The following is a 21542-nucleotide window of genomic DNA, read 5'->3' on the forward strand; positions in this document are numbered from 1 at the left end:
CCGCCGTTGACAAAGATTGGGGAATCGTTCATGTTCGCGAGAGAACCGTATGGCGGAGGATCATCCGCGGGGGTGATCAGACGTTCGACCGCGAGCCTGGCCGCCGTGTGCCTGCTCGCCGCAGGCCTGATCACGGCGGGCGCAGTCACCGCACCCCAGCCCGCATCGGCTGAACCGGGGAGCCCCGGCGTCACCGAGGATCCCACCGTCGTCTTCGAGGAGGGCTTCGAGAACCGCCAGGACGACGAGGTGCAGCTGCTCGGCGACTACGTCGGTGCAGAGGGGCAGACCTACTCCGCCGACGTCGAGTGGTCGTCGCTCGAGTTCTGCAACGGGTTCGTGCTCTCCCCCGATTCCCCGAATCCGGGGGAATGCCCGGCGTGGAACGGCGTGGTGAGCGCCGCGACCGCGATGCAGGCGTACAACGGCTCCGACAGCTCGCTCGCCGCCTACACCGCGGGCGATCCGGGAGTCGACCGTGTGCAGCTGGCCACGGATGCCCCCATCCAACTCGACGCAGCAGGCAGGTTCCTGACGTTCTCCGTCGACGCGGTCGCAGTCAACTGCGGAGTCTCCGCCCCACTGCTCCGCTTCTATCTGGGCGGCGTCGACGGCGGCGAGACCCCGGTGTCGGACGCGGCGATCAACCCCTGTGCGGAAGGGGGCGCCGCGGGCACCTTCGCCTCAGCCGGCTCGTTCCTCAGCGACGGTGACGAGATCGACATCGTGCTGCGCAACGAGAACGGCAGCGGCGCAGGCAACGACCACGCGATCGACAACATCCGGATCCTCGACGCGACGCCCAAGCTCGACAAGGAGTTCGGCGTCGCCGAGGCGAGCTCAGACGAGGCGTTCCCGCTCACCTTCACGGTGACGAACACATCGGAGCTCGCCGCCAAGGACGGCTGGTCGTTCAGCGACGAGCTGAGCGACGGCCTGGTCGTCGCGGGTGACCCCGCGATCAGCAGCAGCTGCACGGCAGATGTCGCGGCGGAGCCTGGCAGCAGCGTCATCGAGGTGACGAACGGCGTGCTCGCCGCGGGGGAGACCTCGTGCGACATCACGGTCGATGTGGTCGCCGCCGACCCGGGTGAGTTCACGAACGACGAGAGCAACATCACCACCCTCGTCGGGCTCGACCCGCCGGGCGACAGCACCGTCGTCGTGACCGACCCCGAGCCGCTCGTGTGCGAGGCCAACGGGCCCGGCCTCCTGAACCAGGACACCGCCCCGAACGTCGCCTATGAGGTGGACCTCGTGACCGGCGGTGTGACGACGCTCAACGAGAACGTCTACGACAGCGGCAATGTGAACGCAACCGGATACAACGTCCTCGACGGGTACGTCTACGGCTGGTACCACCAGGGTGACGACGGCAGCGGCATCGCCCGCATCGACTCGGCGGGAGATGCGACCCTGCTCGGCCGGCCCGACGGGATGACCGACGACACCAGGCACGTCGGCGATGTCGACGCCTCCGGGCACTACTGGGTGACCGGATGGGGGATCTACACGAACCCGGATCAGCTCTGGTACCAGGTGGATCTCGATCCGGACTCGGCGACGTACCTCGAGGTGCTCGACAGCGACGAGATGGCCGGAGACATCGAAGACGTCTACTTCGCCGACTGGGCGTATGTCCCGGGTGCGGGGGACTACCTGTGGACCATGGCCAGAATCCCCAGCGAGGATGTCAATGCGCTGTACCGGTTCGACACGGCAACCGGTGAACTCGAGCGAGCGATGACCGGTGACTTCGGTGACCTCGGCAGGTTCGGCGCCGTCTACGCGGACCCCGACGGCTTCCTCTACGCCTCCGACAACGGCACCGGCGACATCTACCGCGTCGATGTGACAGCCGATGAGCCGGTGGCCGAGCTGTTCACGCAGGGACCAGCATCGAACCAGAACGACGGAGCGCGCTGCGCGCTGTCGCCGATCTGGACCGACTACGGCGACGCGCCGGAGTCATACGCCACGCTGCTGGCCGACGACGGCCCCCGTCACGGTCTGAAGGCGCTCGACCCCGCAACCGGTGCCGCCCCGCTGATGCTCGGCGGCTCCGTCGACCACGAGACCGATGGCCAGCCGACAGGCGCGGCAGACGGCGACACCGCTGACGACGGCGTGGCCGACCCGATCGTGATCTCGATCGATGCGGGCAGCACCGTGGCGGTGACCGCGGTGAACGACACCGCGGAAGCCGCGGTGCTCGCCGGCTGGATCGACCTCGATCGCAGCGGGAGCTTCGACGAGGGCGAGCTGGTCACGGTCGACGTGCCGGCGAACTCGGGGTCTGACGAATACGAGCTGTCCTTCGGTCCAGCGGCGACGGTCGCAGACACCTTCGCGCGGTTCCGTCTGATCCCCGCAGGCGAGGAGATCGCCCCGACCGGGCCGGTCAGCGCCGGCGAGGTCGAGGACTACGCGGTCGCGGTGGTGCTGCAGCCTGAGCTGGAGATCGACAAGTCAGCAGACGTCGATGGGCTCGTGCAGGCCGGTGACGTGGTCGAGTACACCGTGACGCTCAGCAACACGGGCGACGGTGACTTCACTGCGGAGGATCCGGCCGGCGTGACCGACGACATGTCGGATGTGCTGGACGATGCCGCCTACAACGGCGACGTCACGGCGACCGCCTCGGACGGGTCCGAGGTGCCGGAGCCCGTGGTGGACGGTGCGGATCTGTCGTGGTCGGGCCCGATCGCGGCGGGTGAGACGGTGACGATCACCTACTCGGTGACGGTGACCAACTCCGGCGACCATGACCTGGTGAACGCTGCGGTGCCGCAGTGCACCGACGAAATCGAGTGCCCCGACCCGACGCCGCCGGTGGAGATCCCGCTGCCGCACGTGACCCCGGAGAAGTCGTCCGACCCTGCGTCGGGCGAGAACGTGCTCGCGGGTGACGTGATCACCTACACCGTGTCCTTCGTCAACGACGGCCAGGCTACCGGCCCTGTCGACGCGACGGATGACCTGTCGGGTGTGCTGGACGACGCGGATGTCACGAGCGACCCTGTGGTCGACGAGGCGCATGCCGAGACGGTCACAGCCGTGTTCGATCCGGAGGACGAGACCATCCGCACCACGGGTGAACTCGCCGCAGGCGAGACGGCCACGGTCACCTATCAGGTGACGGTGCGCGATGACGGCGATCGTGGCGACAATGTCGTGGGTAACGTGGTGGTACCAGACGTGCCGCCGTTCGTTCCCGAGCCCGGCTGTGACGACTGCGATCCGTTCGTGCCGCCGTCGACCGATCACCCGGTCGGAGAGCTGGACGACTGGAAGACGGTCGACCCCGCATCGGGCTCGGCGGTGCAGACCGGCGAAGAGCTGACCTACACGCTGCACTTCGAGAACATCGGCGAGGCTCCGGTCGACGTGAACCGAGAGGACGCACTGAGCGGCGTGCTCGACGACGCGACGGTCACCGCGCAGCCGGAGTCCTCTGACGAGGCGCTGACGGTCACCGAGATCACGGATGGACGCTTCGGCGTGACCGGGACCCTCGAGGTGGGGCAGCACGTGACCGTGTCGTACACGGTCACCGTGAACGCACCAGCCGAGCAGGGCGACGGCCAGCTGCTGAACGCGATCGTCGATCCGGGCGAAGAGCCGCCGACCGATCCCGGTGTCATCTGCGTGCCGGCCGAGGGCGAGCGTGCCGACTGCACCACGAACGACGTCGACCTGCCAGCGCTGGACGTGACGAAGTCTGCCACGCCCGCCGAGGGCGTGGGTGCCGGCGACACCGTGAAGTACACGGTGACGCTCACGAACACAGGCGACGGCGACTTCACCGCTGAGCTGCCAGCTGGTGTGTTCGACGACATGTCGGATGTGCTGGACGATGCGGCCTACAACGGCGATGTCGCGGCGGCCTCCTCGGATGAGTCCGAGGTGCCTGAGCCCATCGTCGACGGCGCGGAGCTGTCGTGGTCGGGTGCTCTGGCCGCAGGTGAGACGGTGACGATCACCTACTCGGTGACCGTGACCAACGCCGGTGACCATGACCTGGTCAACCTCGCCTTGCCGCAGTGCGTGGAGGGACTGGAGTGCCCGCCGCCACCGGCATCGGAGATCCTGCTGCCGCATGTGACCCCGGCGAAGTCGTCCGACCCGGCGACGGGTGAGGCCGTCGTGGCCGGTGACACGATCACCTACACGCTGTCGTTCGTGAACGACGGTCAGGCCGCCGGTCCGGTGGATGCCACCGATGACCTGTCGGGTGTGCTGGACGACGCCGACCTGGTCTCAGAGCCGGTGGTCGACGAGGCGCATGCCGAGACGATCACGACTGTGTTCGATCCGGAGGACGAGACCATCCGCACCACGGGTGAACTCGCCGCAGGCGACACGGTCACGGTCACCTATCAGGTGACGGTGCGCGATGCCGCTGATCGCGGCGACGACGTCGTGGGCAACGTCGTCGTTCCCGACCGCCCGCCGTTCGTGCCCGATCCGGACTGCGAGGACTGTGCGCCGTTCGAGCCGCCGACGACCCGCCACCCCGTTGGCGCTCTCGACGACTGGAAGACGGTCGACCCTGCATCGGGCGAGACGGTGGAACCGGGTGACGAGGTGACGTACACGCTGCACTTCGAGAACGTCGGCGAGGGCTCGATCGACGTGGACCGTGAGGACGTCCTCGACGGCGTGCTCGATGACGCCACGGTCACCGATCGGCCCGTCGTCTCGGACGAGGCGCTGACGGTCACGGAGATCACGGAAGGCCGGCTCGGCATCACGGGAACGCTCGAGGCGGGTCAGCTCGTCACGGTGAGCTACACGGTCGCAGTCGGCACCGGTGGGGACGGCAGTCTGTACAACGTGATCGTGGATCCGGGAGAGGAGCCGCCAGGTGCCGGTGAGTGCCCGACCGCCGGCGAGCGTCTCGACTGCACGGTCAACCCGGTCGCCGGGTCGGACGAGCCGTTGGCCGTCACCGGTGGTCAGGCGGCGTGGGGCATCCTCGCCGGAGGGCTGACGCTGCTGCTCGCGGGAGGGGCGCTGATGGCTGTGAGGAGGCAGCGCCGACTGAGTTGACGAAGACTCCGGGTTCTGAGATCCCCCAGAGACGAACCCGGATGCGTGCGGAAGCCCGATTCGTTCCGTAACGCGAGGGCGGCCCGTCTGAGCCGTTGAGGCAAGGACGGGCCGCCCCATGCTGTGATCTGTGCGCAATCCTGCGCCGGCGTCGACGGGGACGTCGCGCTACGCGCGGTCCTCACCGCAGCTCCGCACCTCCCGCACCGAGTGCGGAGAAGGTCCAGGATCTCGCCTCTGATCCGGGAATCCTCTTCGCCCTGAGCGTACAAGCGTTCGGTCGGCTCCCGAATGTCGGAGGTTCGTGCCAAGGTGATTTCGGCGGCCATCGCTGGGGTCGCGCTCACCATCGGGGAACATCCGTGCTCATCAAACTGCTTGCCCGCTATCTCGGGCGCTACTGGCCGCTGCTGGTCGGTGTCCTTCTGTTCCAGTTCGCGTCGGCGCTCGCTGCGCTCTTCCTGCCGACCCTCAACGCCGACATCATCGACCACGGGGTCGCCGTGGGCGACACCGGGTACATCCTGCGCAGAGGGTCGCTCATGCTGCTCGTGGCGCTCGGGCAGATCCTGGCGGCGATCGTCGCGACGTTCTGTGCGGCGAAGTCCGCCATGAGCCTGGGGCGCGACATCCGCGACGACGTCTTCCAGCGGGTCTCGACGTTCAGCGAGCGCGAGGTGTCGCGCTTCGGCTCCGGATCGCTGATCACCCGCAACACGAACGACGTGCAGCAGGTGCAGATGCTCGGAGTGATGAGCGCGACGATGCTCGTCATGGCGCCGATGATGGCGATCGGCGGCATCATCATGGCGCTGCGCCAGGACGTCGGCCTGAGCTGGATCCTCGGTGTCTCCATCCCCGTCCTGCTCGTGCTGGCGGCCGCCGTGATCGCACGCATGGTCCCGCTGTTCCGGCGCTACCAGACCAGGATCGACGCGGTGAACCGCGTCATGCGCGAGCAGCTCACCGGCGTGCGTGTCGTACGAGCGTTCGTGCGCGAGACGATCGAGGAGGAGCGGTTCCGCAAGGCGAACACGGACATCTACGTGGTCGGCCGCAACGTCGGGTCGATGTTCGTGCTGCTGTTCCCGCTCGTCATGCTCGTGATGAACCTCACGATCGTCGCCGTCGTCTGGTTCGGCGGCATCGAGGTCAACGAGGGCAACGCCCAGATCGGCACGATCTTCGCCTTCATGCAGTACGTGGGGATGATCCTCGGCGGAGTCATGATGGCGAGCTTCATGGCGATCATGATTCCGCGAGCCGCCGTCTCCGCGGATCGCATCGGCGAAGTGCTCGATGCCGAGACGACGCTCGTGCCGCCGCAGAGCCCCGTGACCGAGATGACCAGGCCTGGCCAGGTCGTCTTCGACGACGTCGAGTTCACCTACCCCGGTGCCGACCAGCCCGTTCTCTCCGGCATCTCCTTCCGCGCCGAGCCGGGCGAGACGGTTGCGATCATCGGTTCGACCGGAGCAGGTAAGACCACGCTGATCTCCCTCATTCCTCGTCTGTTCGACGCAACGGGCGGCACCGTCTCGGTGCACGGCGTCGACGTGCGCGAGGCCGATCTCGACACGCTGTGGAGCGGGATCGGGCTCGTGCCGCAGCGGCCGTTCCTGTTCTCAGGAACAGTGAGGTCGAATCTGCGCTTCGGGCGCGACGGCGCCACGGACGACGAGTTGTGGGAGGCGCTCGAGATCGCTCAGGCCGCCGATTTCGTGCGGGAGAAGCCCGAAGGGCTGGACACCCCGATCTCGCAGGGCGGAACGAATGTCTCGGGCGGCCAGAGGCAGCGCCTTGCGATCGCCCGAGCGATTGTGCGCAGACCGGACATGCTCGTGTTCGACGACTCCTTCTCAGCCCTCGACCTGACCACAGACGCCCGTCTGCGGCAGGCGCTGTGGCGGGAACTGCCCGGCGTGACCAAGATCGTGGTCGCACAGCGCGTGTCGACCATCACCGATGCCGATCGCATCCTGGTGCTCGATGACGGCAGGGCGGTCGGGGTCGGCACCCACGAGGAGCTTCTGAAGACCAGCGACACCTACCGCGAGATCGTCGAATCTCAGCTCGGAGCGACGGAGGCCGGCGCATGAGCGACAGCACGCAGAGCTCGGCGATCTCGCTCAGCGAGGAGGAGCGCGAGGCGCAGGAGGCGATGATCGCCTCAGGCGGCCACGAACCCGGTGCGATGGGAGGCAAGCCGAAGAACTTCTGGCCGAGCTTCCGCCGCTTCCTCGGCCTGCTGCGGCCGCATGCCTGGGTGTTCGGGTTCGCGACGCTGCTGGGCGCGATCGGTGTCGTCCTGTCCGTCGCCGGCCCGAAGATCCTCGGTGAGGCCACCAACGTCGTGTTCGAGGGCGTCATCTCGCTGATGGTGGCCGACCAGTTCGCAGGCCTCTCGCAGGAAGAGGTCGTGGCGGCGCTCGAGAGCGCAGGTCAGAACGACTACGCCAACATGGTCGGTGCGATGCAGAACTTCGCGCCCGGCGCCGGCGTCGACTTCGAGGCGCTGCGCACCGTTGTGATCTGGGCGATCCTCGTCTACGTCGTCGGTTCGCTGCTGCAGTGGGTGCAGGGCTACATCATCAACGTCGTCATGGTGCGCACCATGTGGCGCCTGCGCGAGCAGATCGAGCAGAAGATCAACAGGCTTCCGCTGCGCTACTTCGACAAGGTGCAGCGTGGCGAACTGATCAGCCGCGTCACCAACGACGTCGACAACATGACGCAGACGCTGCAGCAGTCGCTGTCGGGTGCGATCACGTCACTGCTGATGGTGGTCGGTGTAGTCGGCATGATGTTCTCGATCTCGTGGCAGCTCGCCCTCGTGGCGCTCGTATCGCTGCCGCTGATCGGCATCATCATGGGTGTCATCGGGCCGAAGTCGCAGAAGGCCTTCCAGATGCAGTGGCGCAAGGTCGGCCGGCTCAACTCGCGCGTCGAGGAGTCGTTCTCCGGTCACGCGCTCGTGAAGGTGTTCGGCCGCGAGAAGGAGGTCTCCGACGCCTTCCGTGAGGAGAACGAAGAACTCTACCGGGCATCGTTCAAGGCGCAGTTCCTCTCGGGCGTGATGATGCCGTCGATGCAGTTCGTCGGCTACCTCACCTACGCGGGCATCGCTGTCCTCGGCGGTCTCATGGTCGCCAGCGGCCAGATCCGCATCGGTGACGTGCAGGCATTCGTGCAGTACTCGCAGCAGTTCACGCAGCCGCTCACCGAGCTCGGCGGCATGCTCCCCGTCGTGCAGTCGGGAACCGCGTCGGCCGAGCGCGTGTTCGACCTGCTCGATCAGGAGGAGCAGGAACCGGATGATGACGATGCACCGACGGCGCCGGAGGGCGGCGCGGGAGTGATCGAGTTCCGGAACGTGAGCTTCTCGTACACGCCGGAGCAGCCGCTCATCGACGATCTCTCCTTCCGGGTGGAGCCGGGCGAGACGGTGGCGATCGTCGGCCCGACGGGTGCGGGCAAGACGACGCTCGTCAACCTGCTGATGCGCTTCTACGACCTCGACGGGGGAGCCATCCTGCTCGACGGGCAGAGCATCGGCGAGATGACGCGCGGCGACCTGCGCTCGCGCACGGGCATGGTGCTGCAGGATCCGTGGCTGTTCGCCGGCACGATCCGCGACAACATCCGATACGGCAACGAGAACGCGAAGGACGACGAGATCCTCGAGGCCGCGGAGGCGACGTACGTCGACCGGTTCGTGCATTCGCTGCCGGACGGCTACGAAACCGTGCTCGAGGAGGACGCAGCGAACGTGTCGGCCGGCGAGCGGCAGCTGATCACGATCGCCCGCGCGTTCCTGCGCCGTCCGCAGGTGCTGATCCTCGATGAGGCGACCAGCTCCGTCGACACCCGCACCGAGCTGCTGCTGCAGCAGGCGATGGCCGCGCTGCGGAAGGGGCGCACCTCGTTCGTGATCGCGCACCGACTTTCGACGATCCGTGATGCCGACCTGATCCTGGTGATGGAGCACGGTTCGATCGTCGAGCAGGGCAACCACGACGAACTCATCACACGGCGCGGCGCGTACTGGCGGCTGTACCAGAGCCAGTTCGAGCACGCGGCGGTCGACATCGACGCCGAGGAGGCCCCTCCCGCAACCGGCGAGGTGCCTGTCGTCGAGGTGCCGGAGGCGTAGGGAGGCATCCGGTTCCGCTCCGTGTGAGCAGCGTGCGCTGCTCACACGGAGCGGAACCGGAAATCAGCTCAGGCCGAGAAGCTCGAGCGGGTGGGTGAGACGCCAGCCGAGGTCCGGGCCCGAGATCTCGCCCGACAGGTCGACGCGAACCGATGCGTCGCGGAACGAGCCGGAGGCGTTCACCTCTCCGACCCTGTCGCCGGCGCCGCGGCCGAGCACGTCCGAGAGGGTCGTGGTGAGCTCGGCGGACTCGCCGTCCCACAGCACGAGCGATAGGTCCTCCGGCGTCACCAGGTCTGCGCTCTCGCCCCACGCTGTCGTGACCGTGCCGACGGTCGTCTCGCCCGGCACGACAACGGTCGATTCGGTTGCCGCCGTTGTCGCGTCTTCGAGCAGGGTGCGCGCGACGATGTCGCGGCTGACGTTGTCGGGCTGGCCGAGGATGGAGGCGACGACCGTGACGGTCTCCCCCTGCGACTCGACCTCCTTTGCGACGACGAGGTTGGCGTTGTTCAGCAGCGTGCCGGTCTTGAGCCCGACCACGCCCTCGTCATCGATGAGGGGGTTCGAGTTCTCGACGAGGCCGGCCCCTGGCAGCTCGACCTCCTTCTGCCGCACGATCTCCGCGACCACCGGGTTCTCGAGCGCGAGGGCGCCGAGGCGGGCGACGTCGGCCGGTGACGACGTGTTGTCCCAGTCGATGCCGGACGGCTGCACGACCGTCATCGATCCGAGGCCGTGGTCCTCGAGCCATGCGGGAGTCTGGGCGGCGAACTCCTCGACCGATCCGAACGTCTCGATCACCAACCGGTCGATCCAGTTGTTCGCGGAGCCGAGAAGGACGCCCTGCAGCATCTGGTACTGAGTGAGAGAGCCGTCGACCGGCACCTCGAGACGGGATTCGCCTCGTGAGGCATAGCCCCAGTATGCATTCTGGTCCTCCCACGTGAAGGCGTACGACGGACCCTGCTCGCCGGCCTCGAGCGGTTGCTGGTCCAGCACCATGAGCACCGAGACCAGCTTGGTGATGCTGGCCATCGGGCGCTCGTCGCTCGATGACGAGGCGACTTCTCCCGTGTGGCCGACAGCCGCCACGGCGGCCCCGCCGTCGGTGGGCCACTGCGGCTCGAGCGCCGGGCCCTCCGGGCTCTCGAGGATGATCTCCTCCACGGAGGGCGTGACGTTGTCGAGCGGCCATGCCGCGCACGAGCCGATGTACACACCGGCGAGGACGACCGCCGTGATGATCGGTGCGAGAACGGGCCACGCGGAGCGCCTGCGCGGGCGAACCAGCGGCTCAGGCTCGCCGTCGGTCTTCGGCTTGCGCGGGGCGCGATCGCTGGCGACGATGTCCGCCGTGCTCACCCAGGCCAGTGCGGGCACCTCACCCGAGGCCTCGTCACTCGGCTCGGCGGCAGCGGCACCCTCATGGTCGACCATCGTCACGTCCATGGCGACGGTGGAGACCCCGGCCACCGGCATGGCGACGGTGGGCTCCGGCTCGTACGGCGATGTGCCGTCGTTCGCATCGGAAGCTCCGTGTGCCGCGTCATCCGTCGGATCGTCGTCCGCGGCAGTCGTCGAGGCAGGTGCGGCGCTGTCGGCGGGGCCGGATGACGTTGCCGGGTCGATGGCAGCAGTGGACGCAGCGACCTCGGCTGACGCACCGGCTTCCCCCACGGTGTCGTCCCGAGGGGCGGTGGCATCTTCGGCGGCCGCAGCGTCGCTCGCGTGCCCTGCCGCGAACTCTGGAGCGGAGGCCGCGATCGGGTTCGCTCGGGTGTCGTCGTCGATCTCGTCCGCCGGGGCATCCGGTGCCTCGTGCGGCAGCGCTGCGGGCGTCGCCTCATGGTCGCGGCCTGCAGGGTCGACGCGCCGATCCTGCGCGACCGCTGCCGTCTCGTCCGGAGCCTGAGTGATCGGCGTGCTGCTCTCATCCGAGGCGTGCCTCCTGGAGCGGCGCGAGCGGAAGGCCCCGCCGACCCGCGTCGAGACGGGAAGCGATGCGTCGTCTTCGCCGTGCTGGCGTCGGGCGCGGGCCTCGCGACGAGTCAGCCTGCGCGGTGCGGAGTCGTCGTCTTCGGTGTCGGGCTCGAGGTCGCTCAGCGACATCGCGCGCAGCTGTTCCGGCGCGCTCGAATCCTCCGCAGCGGGCTGGGAGGCACGCGCTGTCTCGTCGGCGTTGTCGGCGTCGTCGGTGGGCACGAGGCTACGCTACCGCTCCTCGCGCGCGATCAGCTGGCGGAAGCCTGTAACTGCGCCGGTAGCCTTGGCCGATGGAGTGGATAGAGCACCGGCGCGGCCTGGACGGCGAACTGCTCGGCTGGATGCGTCCGGACGGCGACGGATTCGTCGTGATCGACCTGCTCGGTCGCGAACGCACGGGCGTCGTCGACTGGTTCGAAGCGGAGGAGACGCTCGACGAACTCGGCATCGGCTATCTCGCAGGCGCGTACGAGATGCGGCTCGACTCGGGCGAATGGCTGCGGGTGCGCATCGCCGAGGCGACCCCGCGCCGCGTGCAGGTGAAGAAGGACGACTGGGGCGATATGACAGCGGACCAGGTGTACTACGCGCTGCCGTTCCCTGTGCCGAGCGACGCACTGCGCGCACTCTCGCGGTAACACGGGGAGAGGTGCGGCATCGGATGCTCTATCCTGATCTCGACAACCACGGGAGCTCGCCGAGCGGGCTGAGAGGAAGCGGACCGCGCTTCGACCGTCGAACCTGATCTGGGTCATGCCAGCGAAGGAAGGAATTCTGATGAGCAGTTCTGTTGTGCCCACTCGCCGCACCTGGCGCGTCGTGGACATCGTCGTCGCAAGCGTCGTCGGCGTCGCCGCCGGCGTCATCTTCTGGCTGTGGGGGCTCGCATGGCCCGTCTTCGACAGCGTGCTGTCGTTCACGCCCGGTCTTTCCGGCCTGACCGCCGGCGGGTGGCTGTTCGCCGGTGTGCTCGGCGGTCTGATCATCCGCAAGCCGGGAGCCGCCTTCTACACCGAGGTCGTCGCGGCCGTGGTGTCGATGGCGCTCGGCACGCAGTGGGCGACCGAGACCCTCATCTGGGGCCTGATCGAGGGGGTCGGCGCTGAACTCGGGTTCGCGATCCTGCTGTACCGCAACTGGCGCCTGCTCGGAGCGCTGAGCGCCGGCATCTTCGCCGGGCTGTCGGTCGCGATCCTCGACACGACCTCCTCCTCGGTCGCGGCGCTCGCGGTCGAGGCGCGCACCATCTACTTCTTCGCGGCGGTCGTCTCCGGCATCGTGATCGCCGGGATCGGATCGTGGGCCCTGCAGCGGGCGCTCGCGGCGACGGGTGTGCTCGACAGGTTCGCCTCGGGGCGTGATCGACGGCGAGATGCGACCGCATAGGCGGAGATCCGGATGAGCGGTTCGACGCGCCCCGCCGCGGTCAGCGCACGCGACTGGGGTTGGCGTCACGCGGGGCGCGACGACTGGGCGGTGCGCGGGGCGACCCTCGAGATCGCGCAGGGGGAGCGGGTGCTGCTGCTCGGCGCCAGCGGCTCCGGCAAATCGACCATGCTGCGCGGTATGGCCGGTGTGCTCGGCGGTGATGAGGACGGCGAGGCCGCGGGAGAGCTCGATATCGACGGGGTGCCGGCTGCGCGGGCACGGGGGCGCGCGGGGCTCGTCCTGCAGGACCCCGACACCCAGGTCGTGCTCGCGAGGGTCGGTGACGACGTGGCGTTCGGGTGCGAGAACCTCGGGGTCGAGCGCGACGACATCTGGCGCCGGGTGCCGCCGGCGCTCGCGGCGGTCGGACTCGAGGTCGCACTCGACAGATCGACGTCGGAGCTGTCGGGCGGACAGAAGCAGCGGCTCGCGCTCGCCGGTGCGATCGCGATGCGGCCGGGCCTGCTGCTGCTCGACGAACCGACCGCCCAACTCGACCCCGCAGGCGTGCTCGAGGTGCGAGACGCGGTGCTGGGCGCCGTGGCCGCGACGGGCGCGACGCTCGTGGTGGTCGAACACCGCGTGGACGCGTGGGTCGACCACCTCGACCGCGTGATCGTGCTCGGCGAAGACGGGCTGATCGCCGACGGCGCTCCGGATGATGTCTTCCGCGACCACGCCGCCGGCCTGGCCGATGCGGGTGTGTGGGTGCCGACGGAGTACATGACGCGACCGGCGACGACACGGGCTCCGGATGGGGCGGGACCGACGGGCGCGCGTTCGGATGCGGCGGGTGCCGTCGTGGTCGAGGCCGAAGGGCTCGCGGTGGCGCGCGGCGGCGGAGTCGTCGCCAACGGCATCGATCTGCGGGTGTGCGCAGGCAGGGCGCTCGCTGTGACGGGCCCGAACGGCGTCGGCAAGTCGACGCTCGCCCTCACGCTCGCCGGCCTGCTCGAACCCGCAGGCGGCGCGTACCGCGCGACCGCTCTCGCGGACGGCCTGCCGGATCGCACCCGCTGGTGGCGTCGAGCGCGTGATGTGCAGCGGCCGACCGAATGGACGTCGCGTGAGCTGCTCACTCGCATCGGCGCCGTGTTCCAATCGCCGGAGCATCAGCTGATCGCGCCGACCGTGCGCGCCGAGCTCGAAGTCGGCCCGCGCGCTCTCGGTCTGTCGGCGGAGGAGACGGAAGCCCGCGTGGAGCCGCTGCTCGACCGGCTCCGTCTGCGACACCTGCGCGGCGCCAATCCCTTCACTCTCTCGGGCGGCGAGAAGCGCCGCCTCACCGTCGCCGCGGCACTGGCCACTCGTCCGCGCATGATCGTGCTCGACGAGCCGACCTTCGGGCAGGACGCGCGCACCTGGCACGAACTGGTCGAGATGCTCGCAGCGCTCCGTGACGACGGAACGTCGCTCGTACTCGTCACACACGACGAGCCTCTGGTCGCGGCGCTCGCCGACGATGTGCTGCGGCTCGACCCTGCCGGTGCCGCTCCCCCGGATGCCGTGGGCCGGGCGAGGGCGGGCGGGGCGCCGTGAGCCTGGTCACAATCGATGCGCGGCGCTCGCCGCTGGCGCACGTGAACGCTCTGGCGAAGTTCGTCGCGACGCTGTTGATCGGGGTGGCGCTGATGCTGTCGATCGATCCCGTCTCGGCGGGAGTCAGCCTCGTCCTGACCCTTGCGGTTCTGCCGTTCGCGCGGCTCGGATTCGTCGACCTGTGGCGCAGGGCGTGGCCGATCGCCGCGGCAGCTGCCGTCGCATCGGCGGCGACCGTGCTGTACGGGCGTCCCGCGGGCCAGATGTATGTCGAGTGGGGCATACTTCGCATCAGCGACGGATCGATCGACCTGGCGCTGGCGATCCTGCTGCGTGTGCTCGCGATCGCGCTGCCCGCGGTCGTGCTGCTGTCGACGACCGATCCGACCGATCTCGCCGACGCGCTCGGCCAGATCGTGAGGCTGCCGGCTCGGTTCGTGCTCGGCGCGCTGGCGGGCCTGCGTCTGGTGGGGCTGCTGATCTCCGACTGGCGCGAGATGTCGCTTGCGCGGCGCACCCGCGGCGTCGCCGATCACGGCAGACTGAGGCGGTTCCTCGGCATGGCCTTCGCGCTGTTCGTGCTGGCGATCCGGCGCGGAACCCATCTGGCGACCGCGATGGAGGCGCGCGGCTTCGGGGCTGACCCGCGCGAGGTGCGCCGTACGTGGGCACGCCCGTCCGTGCTGCGTCTCCGTGACGGTGCGCTCGTGCTGATCGCCGCGGCGATCGCCGCCGCATCCGTCATCGCCGCCGTCGCCACTGGTGCCTGGACCTTCATCCTGACCCTGTAGAAGCGCCGAGTGGGCGCAGAGCCGCTGCGAGCGGTGGACTGAGCGCCGTCTGCCGAACACAACGCAGTCTGTCTGCGAGACGGGGTGGTGGTGAACCGCATCAGCACGCGGTTCGTCCTCGCGCCCAGACGCTCATCGACTGTGCTGTGCGGGCGGCTCAGGCGGGCACGTCGACGACGCGCGTCTCGCCGGTTTCCGGGGTGACGGCCCCGGACGACCAGGCCGCGATGTCTTCGCGCAGGCGCGACAGCGCCTCATCCTGCACCCAGACGCTCAGCCGCGCGGATGCGCCGTACTCCGTCTCGCCCAGCACGGAGTCGTTCGCGTCGGCCCAGGCCCGCAGCTGGTTGTCGTACCGCCCGGCGTCTGCGTGCGAGACGTCGAAGATGACGCGCGTGAGCGCGCGCCGGCGCATGATCGTCGCCTCGTCGAGCGCATCGGAGACCACCTGCCCATATGCGCGCACGAGACCGCCGGCCCCGAGCTTGATGCCGCCGAAGTAGCGGGTGACGACCGCGACGACATCGGTGAGGGTGCGGCGGCGCAGCACCTCGAGCATGGGAACGCCTGCCGTCCCCGACGGCTCGCCGTCGTCCGAGGAGCGGGCCTGTTCTCCGTTGAGTCCCGTCACCATCGCCACGCAGTTGTGCCGCGCGTCCCAGAACTCCTTGCGGATGGTCGCGATGAACGCCTCGGCGTCCGCGATGGAGGAGACCGGCCGCAGGTGCGCGATGAACCGCGACCGCTTGATCTCGAGCTCGTGGTCCACGCGCGCCGCGATGGTGGCGGGATACGTGAAGGGCATCCCACGAGGGTAGCGGGGTACTGTCGGAGCATGGATGCAGAGGTCGATGTGAAGGCACTCGCCTTCAACATGGAGATCCCGGAGCACCTGCGCTGGCGGGACGAGAGACGAGGCGAGGAGTTCGAGCTTCAGTCGATCACCGTACGACTGCTCCCGGATAGCACGCTTGCGGCGAAGGCCTACGGGCGTCCGGTCGCGGGCGGCCGCGGTGCGTACGTGTCGTTCGCAGTGCGAAGAGGCCCCGAGATCGACGAGCTGATCGCGAAGGCGGCCGACGAGGCCGCGCGCCGGTGGTCGGAGCACGGCGGCCTCTGATTCTGCGGCGCCAGGGCCCGCACCGCGGCGACACGATGCGGTCGATCAGCGATCGCAGGCGGCCGTGATCGCTGCGATGACGGTTCGCGCCAGCCGCCGCACGGCGAGAACGACTGCGTTGTGCACGAGGCGCGGCGGCCTCCGTGCCCTAACCTGAACCCATGCAGACGCTGACCCTGTCAGAGGCCAGGAGCGCCAGGTGGGGCGCGCAGCTGCTCGGCGGCTCGGAGCTCACGCCCGTCGAGGTGGTCGACCGTGCGGTTGCGCTGCAGGGGCAGGACCTGCCTGCCGTGCTGCGTGCGATTGCGATGCGTTCGAGACCGGGCACGACAGTCGACGATGTGCGCGGCGCGTTCGACCAGGGTGAACTGGTGCGCTCATGGCCGGTGCGGGGCACTCTGTTCGCCACAACGCCTGCGCATCTCGCCGCACTGCTGTCGCTGACCGGTGAGCGGATCCACCGTTCCACGGTGCGCCGCCGCGCGGAACTCGGCCTCGACGACGGCACCGTCGCGCTGGCTCGTAAGGCCGCGCTCGACGCGCTCTCCGACGGCGGTCTCACCCGTGCCGAGCTCCTCGCGGTGTGGAACGATGCGGGAATCGACACCACGGGCGGTCGCGGCTACCACCTGATCGTCCACCACGCCGTCTCCGGCGCGTGGCACTGGGGGCCGTTCCGGGGCGAGGAGCAGCTTCTCACCCGGACCACCGACATCCCGGCGCCTTCTCCCGATCCGCTGCTCAGGGTCATCCGGGGGCTCGTGACGGCGCGCGGCCCAGTGACCGAGGCCGACCTCGTCTGGTGGCTGAAGCTGCCCAAGACGCCGGTGCGGCGCGCGATCGCCGCCGCCGACCTCACCGAGATCGCGCTCGACGGTGGGTCGGCCTGGATCGCCGACGAACCTGCCGCGAAAGCGCCGAGCGACACATTCGCGCCCGCGTTCGACGAGTGGATCCTCGGCTACCAGGACCGTTCCCTCACCGCGTCCTCCGCCATGCAGACCGCGCTCGTACCGGGCGGCAACGGAGTGTTCCGTCCCACGGTGATCGTCGACGGCGTCACCGTGGGCACGTGGCAGGGCCGCTCGAGATCGCGCAGGGAGCCGTCACTCGAACTCGTCGAGAAGGTCCCGGCTGCGACCTGTCGCAGACTCGAGGCCGCGCTCGCCGCCTGGCCCCACGCGTAGGTCGCGCATCCGGCGCGCTTCGCTGCGGCGAGATGCCCCGTTCTGGTCCAAAAACGCGACCAGAACGGGGCATCTCGACAATGTCCAGGCACTTCGGGAGCATGGCGGCGGGCCATGGCGGAGCCACGGGTCAGGGGATGGCGGCGAGTTCGTCCGGGGTGGCGGGAGCGTTCACGCAGATGGTGTCGGCGAGGCCCGCGAAGCGGTCCGTGAGCAGGGTGCGGATATCGCCGGGTGCGCCTGAGACGCAGAAGGCGTCGAGCATGTCATCGGTGATGGAAGCCGCCATCTCGCCCCACTCGCCGCGGCGGGATGCGGCGTGCAGCCGGTCGGCGGCGTCTTCCCAGCCGTGCCTCTCCATGACGGGTCGGTAGGCCGGCGTAGAGGCGTAGAACGCGATCTGCTGGCGCACGGTCTCCTCCTGCTTCGCGCGCGAGGGCTCATCGGACCCGGCGATCACGAACGGCTGCAGTACGACATCCGGAACGTCGCGATCTGCTGAGCGCGCGCCGGACTCGAGGCGGGGGAGCGAGACGTCGGCGAGGTAATCGCGCGTCGTGAACGCGTGCGCCACGAAGCCGTCTGCGACCTCACCGGCCAGAGCCGTCATGCCGGGGCCGACGGCCGCCAGCCAGATATCCGGATTGCCGAACGGGTTGGGGCCCGGATCGAAGAACGGCGTCATCAGCGTGTGCCTGTAGTGCTCGCCGCGCACGTTCAGACGCTCACCGGTCTGCCAAGAGTGCCAGATCGCGCGCACGGCTCCGACGAACTCGCGCATGCGCGGCACCGGAGCGGACCACGGCATCGAGAACCGCTTCTCGATGTGGGCCTGCACCTGCGAGCCGAGACCGAGCGCGAACCGGCCCCGCGAGGCCAGATGCACGTCGTTGGCCGTCAAGGCGAGTGACATCGGATTGCGGGCGAAGGCGACTGCGATCGCCGTGGCCACTCGCACGCGCTCGGTCGCCGCGCCCGCCACAGCGCAGCCGACGAGCGGATCGTGCTGCGTCTCCGCTGCCTGCACACCGTCGTAGCCGCTGCGTTCGGCGAACTTAGCCGCTTCTGTCAGCCCCGTGGGCGACGCATCCCTGGCGCCCAGCTCGAGTCGGATGGTCTTCGCTTCTTCGCGCATGGCACTCATCCTGATCGGATTTCGCCCGCATCCGGAAATTATTTGTGGGAATGCCACTGCAAGGCGTCACTCAGGAGAACCAAGGGTGGTATTTTACACTTGGAATCACAAGCGATATCGTATGCGCGGTCAGCAGACGCACACCTGGCATAGATATGAGCGTGTCACGCTTGTGTTGCACGGAGGTTGGGGGATCTCCGTTCGGAAGGCGAATCGCCCGAGATTCGCAACGGCGAGCGAATGCGTTCGCCGTCCGTAAAGCCGCGAGCCGTTCTGGCTCACATGCGGAGGGGAACAATGAACAAGTCGAACGTGCGCGTCTGCGCGCCTCTTCTGCGTACGGCACGACCGGCGCCCGTCGGTGAGCGATCATGATGCTCCGGATGGGTTCGTCCGATCTGTCAGGCGGTGGGCCGCTGCAGGTCTCCTCGCAGCGGCTCTCCGAAGGCGTGTACGACCGCCTCGTCACCGACATCCGCACGGGTGTGCTCCGTCCGGGAGACCCGCTGCGCGACCGCGACGTCGCCGAGCGCCTCGGGGTCTCCCGCACCCCGGTGCGCGAAGCCATTCAGCGACTCGAACGTGCCGGCCTGCTCGACGTGTGGCCGGGACGCCAGACGAAGGTGCGCGAGCTCAGCGACGACGACACCACTCGTCTGTACGAGTACTTCGGTGAGCTGTGCGCCATGCACGTGCGTTTCGGCATGGGCAGCGGCGACGATCCGAACAAGGACGGCGAGCCGGTGTACGAAGCCGCCCGTGCGCTCGCCGGAGCCGACGAAGAGACCTGGGCGGGTTCGTTCGTCGGCTTCATGGAGAAGGTCGCCGCGTACGAGGTCTCCGTGCGCGGACGCCTGCTCGAAGACCACCTGCCGCTGATGAGCATCGTGCTGCGGCGCCCTCCTGAGATCGCGGGCGACCGGCTGCGCCTCTCCGCGGATCTGAACAGCGCGATCGAACGCGGGGACATAGACGCGGCGACCGACGCCATCCGGGCCCTGTTCGGCCTCGACGGCTGAGACGACGCCACCGCGGGCGCGGGCCGGGAGAGCTGTTCTCCCGGCCCGCGCAACTTCCTACGCGCCGCGCGCGCGTCACAAGAAGGCGCGAAGCGGAGGGGGATCCTCCGCCCGACGCGTTCTCATCTCGGCGGTGGCTAGGCGCACACGTCCTGAAGTTCGGTGTTGGCTGTCTGGAGCTCTTCGCTGGCGGCGGTGAGCTCGGACATCTTGTCTGCGGCGCTGGCAGGATCGGCAGACGCCTCCTCGGAGATCGTGATGATGGTGTCGTAGTTGTCAGCGAACTTCGAGAAGACCGCGCTGACCTCATCATTCGTGACCTGCTCGTTGAGCGCCGAGATCTGCTCATTGAGTTCGCCCGCGAGCGTGTTGATCTGCTCGGAGTCTCCCTCTCCGAGAGCCGCCATGATCTCACTGGTGCTCGACGAAAGACCGGTCAGACCGTCGACGACGATGCCGCACGCGTCGGCGACGCTCTGATCCGAGCTCTCCGCCGTGGTCTCCTCCTCCGTGGTGGTCTCCTCGGTGGTGGACTCTTCGGACTGCGACGAGCCTGAGTCGTCGGAGCCGCAGCCGACCAGCGCGGCCGGAATGAGTGCGAGAGCGCCGAGCGCGATGAGCGCGCGTCCGCGACGAAGGGTAGCCATTTTCGGACTCCTCAGAGCAGGCGGGGGAGCACAAGAAGATCGTCGGCCGCGTCCCCCCGAAGTTCCGCGCCGACCATCACAGCCTATGGCGTGGCGCCTGGATCGCCGATGGGGAGAGGTGCCCTGACGGCTCGCCGGGCGTACGGATGACGCAGGCGCCATCTGTACGCCTTTCAGGCCGGGCCCCGTACCCTTTGAGGTATGACTTCCTCGGAGCGCGCATCGCGACCTGCCACGGCTGAAGGCCAGGGCCCTGTGCGTCAGGTGCGCCCGAAGGCGGAGGGATGGCAGCAGGCCAAGGACGCAGAGGGGCGTCCGCTGCTGCAGTTCGCCAGCCCCAAGCGCGGCAAGCCGCCCGTGCATCTCGCCGACCTCACACCGGAAGCGCGTGTCGAGAAGGTCAAGGAGCTGGGTATGCCGGGGTTCCGCGCCAAGCAGCTCAGCACGCACTACCTTCAGCACTGCACGTCGGACCCGGAGCGGATGACCGACCTCCCGGCAGACGGCCGCGAAGAGCTGGTCGCGGGATTGCTGCCGACTCTTCTGACCGAGGTGCGCCGACTCCAGACCGACGACGGCGACACGATCAAGTTCCTGTGGAAGCTGCACGACGGCGCCCTCGTCGAGTCGGTGCTGATGCGCTACCCCGGCAGGATCACGCTGTGCGTGTCGTCGCAAGCCGGATGCGGAATGAACTGCCCGTTCTGCGCGACGGGCCAAGCCGGCCTCACTCGCAACATGTCGGCGGGCGAGATCGTCGAGCAGGTCGTGCGCGCCAATGCGCTGATCCGCGCCGGTGAACTGGGCGAGTCCGAGCACGACGACGAGCGCGTGACGAACATCGTCTTCATGGGCATGGGTGAGCCGCTGGCCAACTACGCCAGAGTGATGCACGCGGTCAGGGTGATGACCGACAAGAAGCACGGCATGGGGATGAGCGCCAGGGGCATCACGATCTCGACCGTCGGGCTGGCTCCGGCCATCCGGAAGCTCACCGACGAGGACATCCCGGTGACGTTCGCGCTGTCGCTGCATGCGCCGGACGATGAGCTGCGCGACGAGATGATCCCCGTGAACTCCCGCTGGAAGGTCGACGAGGTGCTCGACGCCGCGCGGGCGTACTTCGACAGGACCGGCAGGCGGGTGTCGATCGAGTATGCGCTGATCCGCGACATGAACGATCACCCGTGGCGCGCCGATCTTCTCGCCGACAAGCTGCACGCGCGGGGCAGAGGATGGGTGCACGTCAACCCGATCCCGCTGAACCCGACGCCTGGCTCGGTGTGGGACGCGTCGCCGAAGCGCGCGCAGCAGGAGTTCGTGCGTCGGCTCAACGACGCGGGCATCCCCACCACCATCCGCGACACCCGCGGCAAGGAGATCGACGGCGCCTGCGGCCAGTTGGTCGCAACGGAGGACGACGAGAAGGCCGCGACCGCGTCCTGAGGTCCGTGCCGACAACCGCTCAGGTGCGGGAAGGTGCCG

Annotated in this window: 15 protein-coding genes and 1 riboswitch; of the genes, 11 read left to right on the forward strand and 4 right to left on the reverse strand. The window is 68.7% G+C overall.

Annotation, left to right across the window (positions count from 1 at the left end):
• Positions 1–72: 72 nt before the first annotated feature.
• The 3 genes from DZG09_RS04310 (at position 73) to DZG09_RS04320 (ending at position 9205) form a co-directional block, all read left to right on the forward strand.
• Entirely contained in the window at positions 73–5052 is a 4980-nt protein-coding gene (locus DZG09_RS04310; protein ID WP_119696444.1) for a DUF7927 domain-containing protein, read from the forward strand.
• Between the two features lie 362 nt (positions 5053–5414).
• Positions 5415–7151, forward strand: coding sequence for an ABC transporter ATP-binding protein (locus DZG09_RS04315; protein ID WP_119696445.1), 1737 nt, complete (start codon positions 5415–5417; stop codon positions 7149–7151).
• The gene (locus DZG09_RS04320) at positions 7148–9205 is read left to right on the forward strand and encodes an ABC transporter ATP-binding protein (RefSeq protein WP_119696446.1); all 2058 of its coding nucleotides are present in this window, start codon (positions 7148–7150) and stop codon (positions 9203–9205) included. Before DZG09_RS04315 ends, DZG09_RS04320 begins: the two co-directional genes overlap by 4 nt.
• A gap of 63 nt (positions 9206–9268) precedes the next feature.
• Here DZG09_RS04320 and DZG09_RS04325 read toward each other — a convergent pair whose 3' ends face one another.
• Positions 9269–11410 carry a hypothetical protein gene (locus DZG09_RS04325; RefSeq protein WP_119696447.1) on the reverse strand — a complete coding sequence of 714 codons (2142 nt, stop codon included), beginning with the start codon at positions 11408–11410 and terminating at the stop codon, positions 9269–9271.
• A 71-nt stretch (positions 11411–11481) separates the two neighbouring features.
• Here DZG09_RS04325 and DZG09_RS04330 point away from each other — a divergent pair, with 71 nt between their 5' ends.
• From DZG09_RS04330 to DZG09_RS04345, 4 genes are all read left to right on the forward strand, one after another.
• Positions 11482–11829: a hypothetical protein gene (locus DZG09_RS04330; RefSeq protein ID WP_119696448.1), complete on the forward strand. Its 348-nt coding sequence runs from the start codon at positions 11482–11484 to the stop codon at positions 11827–11829.
• 38 nt (positions 11830–11867) lie between these two features.
• A riboswitch (TPP riboswitch) is annotated at positions 11868–11976 on the forward strand.
• Positions 11969–12577, forward strand: coding sequence for an ECF transporter S component (locus DZG09_RS04335; protein ID WP_119696449.1), 609 nt, complete (start codon positions 11969–11971; stop codon positions 12575–12577). It overlaps the preceding riboswitch by 8 nt.
• Before the next feature lie 12 nt (positions 12578–12589).
• On the forward strand, positions 12590–14158 hold the full coding sequence (locus DZG09_RS04340) for an ABC transporter ATP-binding protein (protein ID WP_205529056.1): 1569 nt from the start codon (positions 12590–12592) through the stop codon (positions 14156–14158).
• Positions 14155–14949: an energy-coupling factor transporter transmembrane component T family protein gene (locus tag DZG09_RS04345; RefSeq protein ID WP_119696450.1), complete on the forward strand. Its 795-nt coding sequence runs from the start codon at positions 14155–14157 to the stop codon at positions 14947–14949. The genes DZG09_RS04340 and DZG09_RS04345 overlap by 4 nt, the downstream gene beginning before the upstream one ends.
• 157 nt (positions 14950–15106) lie before the next feature.
• Here DZG09_RS04345 and DZG09_RS04350 read toward each other — a convergent pair whose 3' ends face one another.
• The gene (locus tag DZG09_RS04350) at positions 15107–15754 is read right to left on the reverse strand and encodes a YigZ family protein (protein WP_119696451.1); all 648 of its coding nucleotides are present in this window, start codon (positions 15752–15754) and stop codon (positions 15107–15109) included.
• Positions 15755–15784: 30 nt separating this feature from the next.
• On the opposite strand from DZG09_RS04350, the gene DZG09_RS04355 reads away from it, so the two are divergent.
• Together DZG09_RS04355 and DZG09_RS04360 are read left to right on the forward strand one after the other, a co-directional pair.
• Complete coding sequence (locus DZG09_RS04355) at positions 15785–16069, forward strand: hypothetical protein (protein ID WP_119696452.1); 285 nt, start codon at positions 15785–15787, stop codon at positions 16067–16069.
• A 161-nt stretch (positions 16070–16230) separates the two neighbouring features.
• A complete protein-coding gene (locus DZG09_RS04360; protein ID WP_119696453.1) occupies positions 16231–17256 on the forward strand; it encodes a DNA glycosylase AlkZ-like family protein in 1026 nt (341 codons plus the stop codon).
• A 130-nt stretch (positions 17257–17386) separates the two neighbouring features.
• Here DZG09_RS04360 and DZG09_RS04365 read toward each other — a convergent pair whose 3' ends face one another.
• Positions 17387–18391, reverse strand: coding sequence for a TIGR03617 family F420-dependent LLM class oxidoreductase (locus DZG09_RS04365; RefSeq protein WP_119696454.1), 1005 nt, complete (start codon positions 18389–18391; stop codon positions 17387–17389).
• A gap of 383 nt (positions 18392–18774) precedes the next feature.
• Between DZG09_RS04365 and DZG09_RS04370 the strand changes: the two genes are divergently transcribed.
• Positions 18775–19410 carry a GntR family transcriptional regulator gene (locus DZG09_RS04370; protein ID WP_119696455.1) on the forward strand — a complete coding sequence of 212 codons (636 nt, stop codon included), beginning with the start codon at positions 18775–18777 and terminating at the stop codon, positions 19408–19410.
• A gap of 137 nt (positions 19411–19547) precedes the next feature.
• Here DZG09_RS04370 and DZG09_RS04375 read toward each other — a convergent pair whose 3' ends face one another.
• Positions 19548–20057: a hypothetical protein gene (locus DZG09_RS04375; protein ID WP_119696456.1), complete on the reverse strand. Its 510-nt coding sequence runs from the start codon at positions 20055–20057 to the stop codon at positions 19548–19550.
• Positions 20058–20258: 201 nt separating this feature from the next.
• On the opposite strand from DZG09_RS04375, the gene rlmN reads away from it, so the two are divergent.
• On the forward strand, positions 20259–21503 hold the full coding sequence (gene rlmN, locus DZG09_RS04380; RefSeq protein WP_119696457.1) for a dual-specificity RNA methyltransferase RlmN: 1245 nt from the start codon (positions 20259–20261) through the stop codon (positions 21501–21503).
• Positions 21504–21542 lie beyond the last annotated feature (39 nt).

The sequence above is a fragment of the Microbacterium halotolerans genome, assembly GCF_003569805.1.
Classification (GTDB): domain Bacteria; phylum Actinomycetota; class Actinomycetes; order Actinomycetales; family Microbacteriaceae; genus Microbacterium; species Microbacterium halotolerans.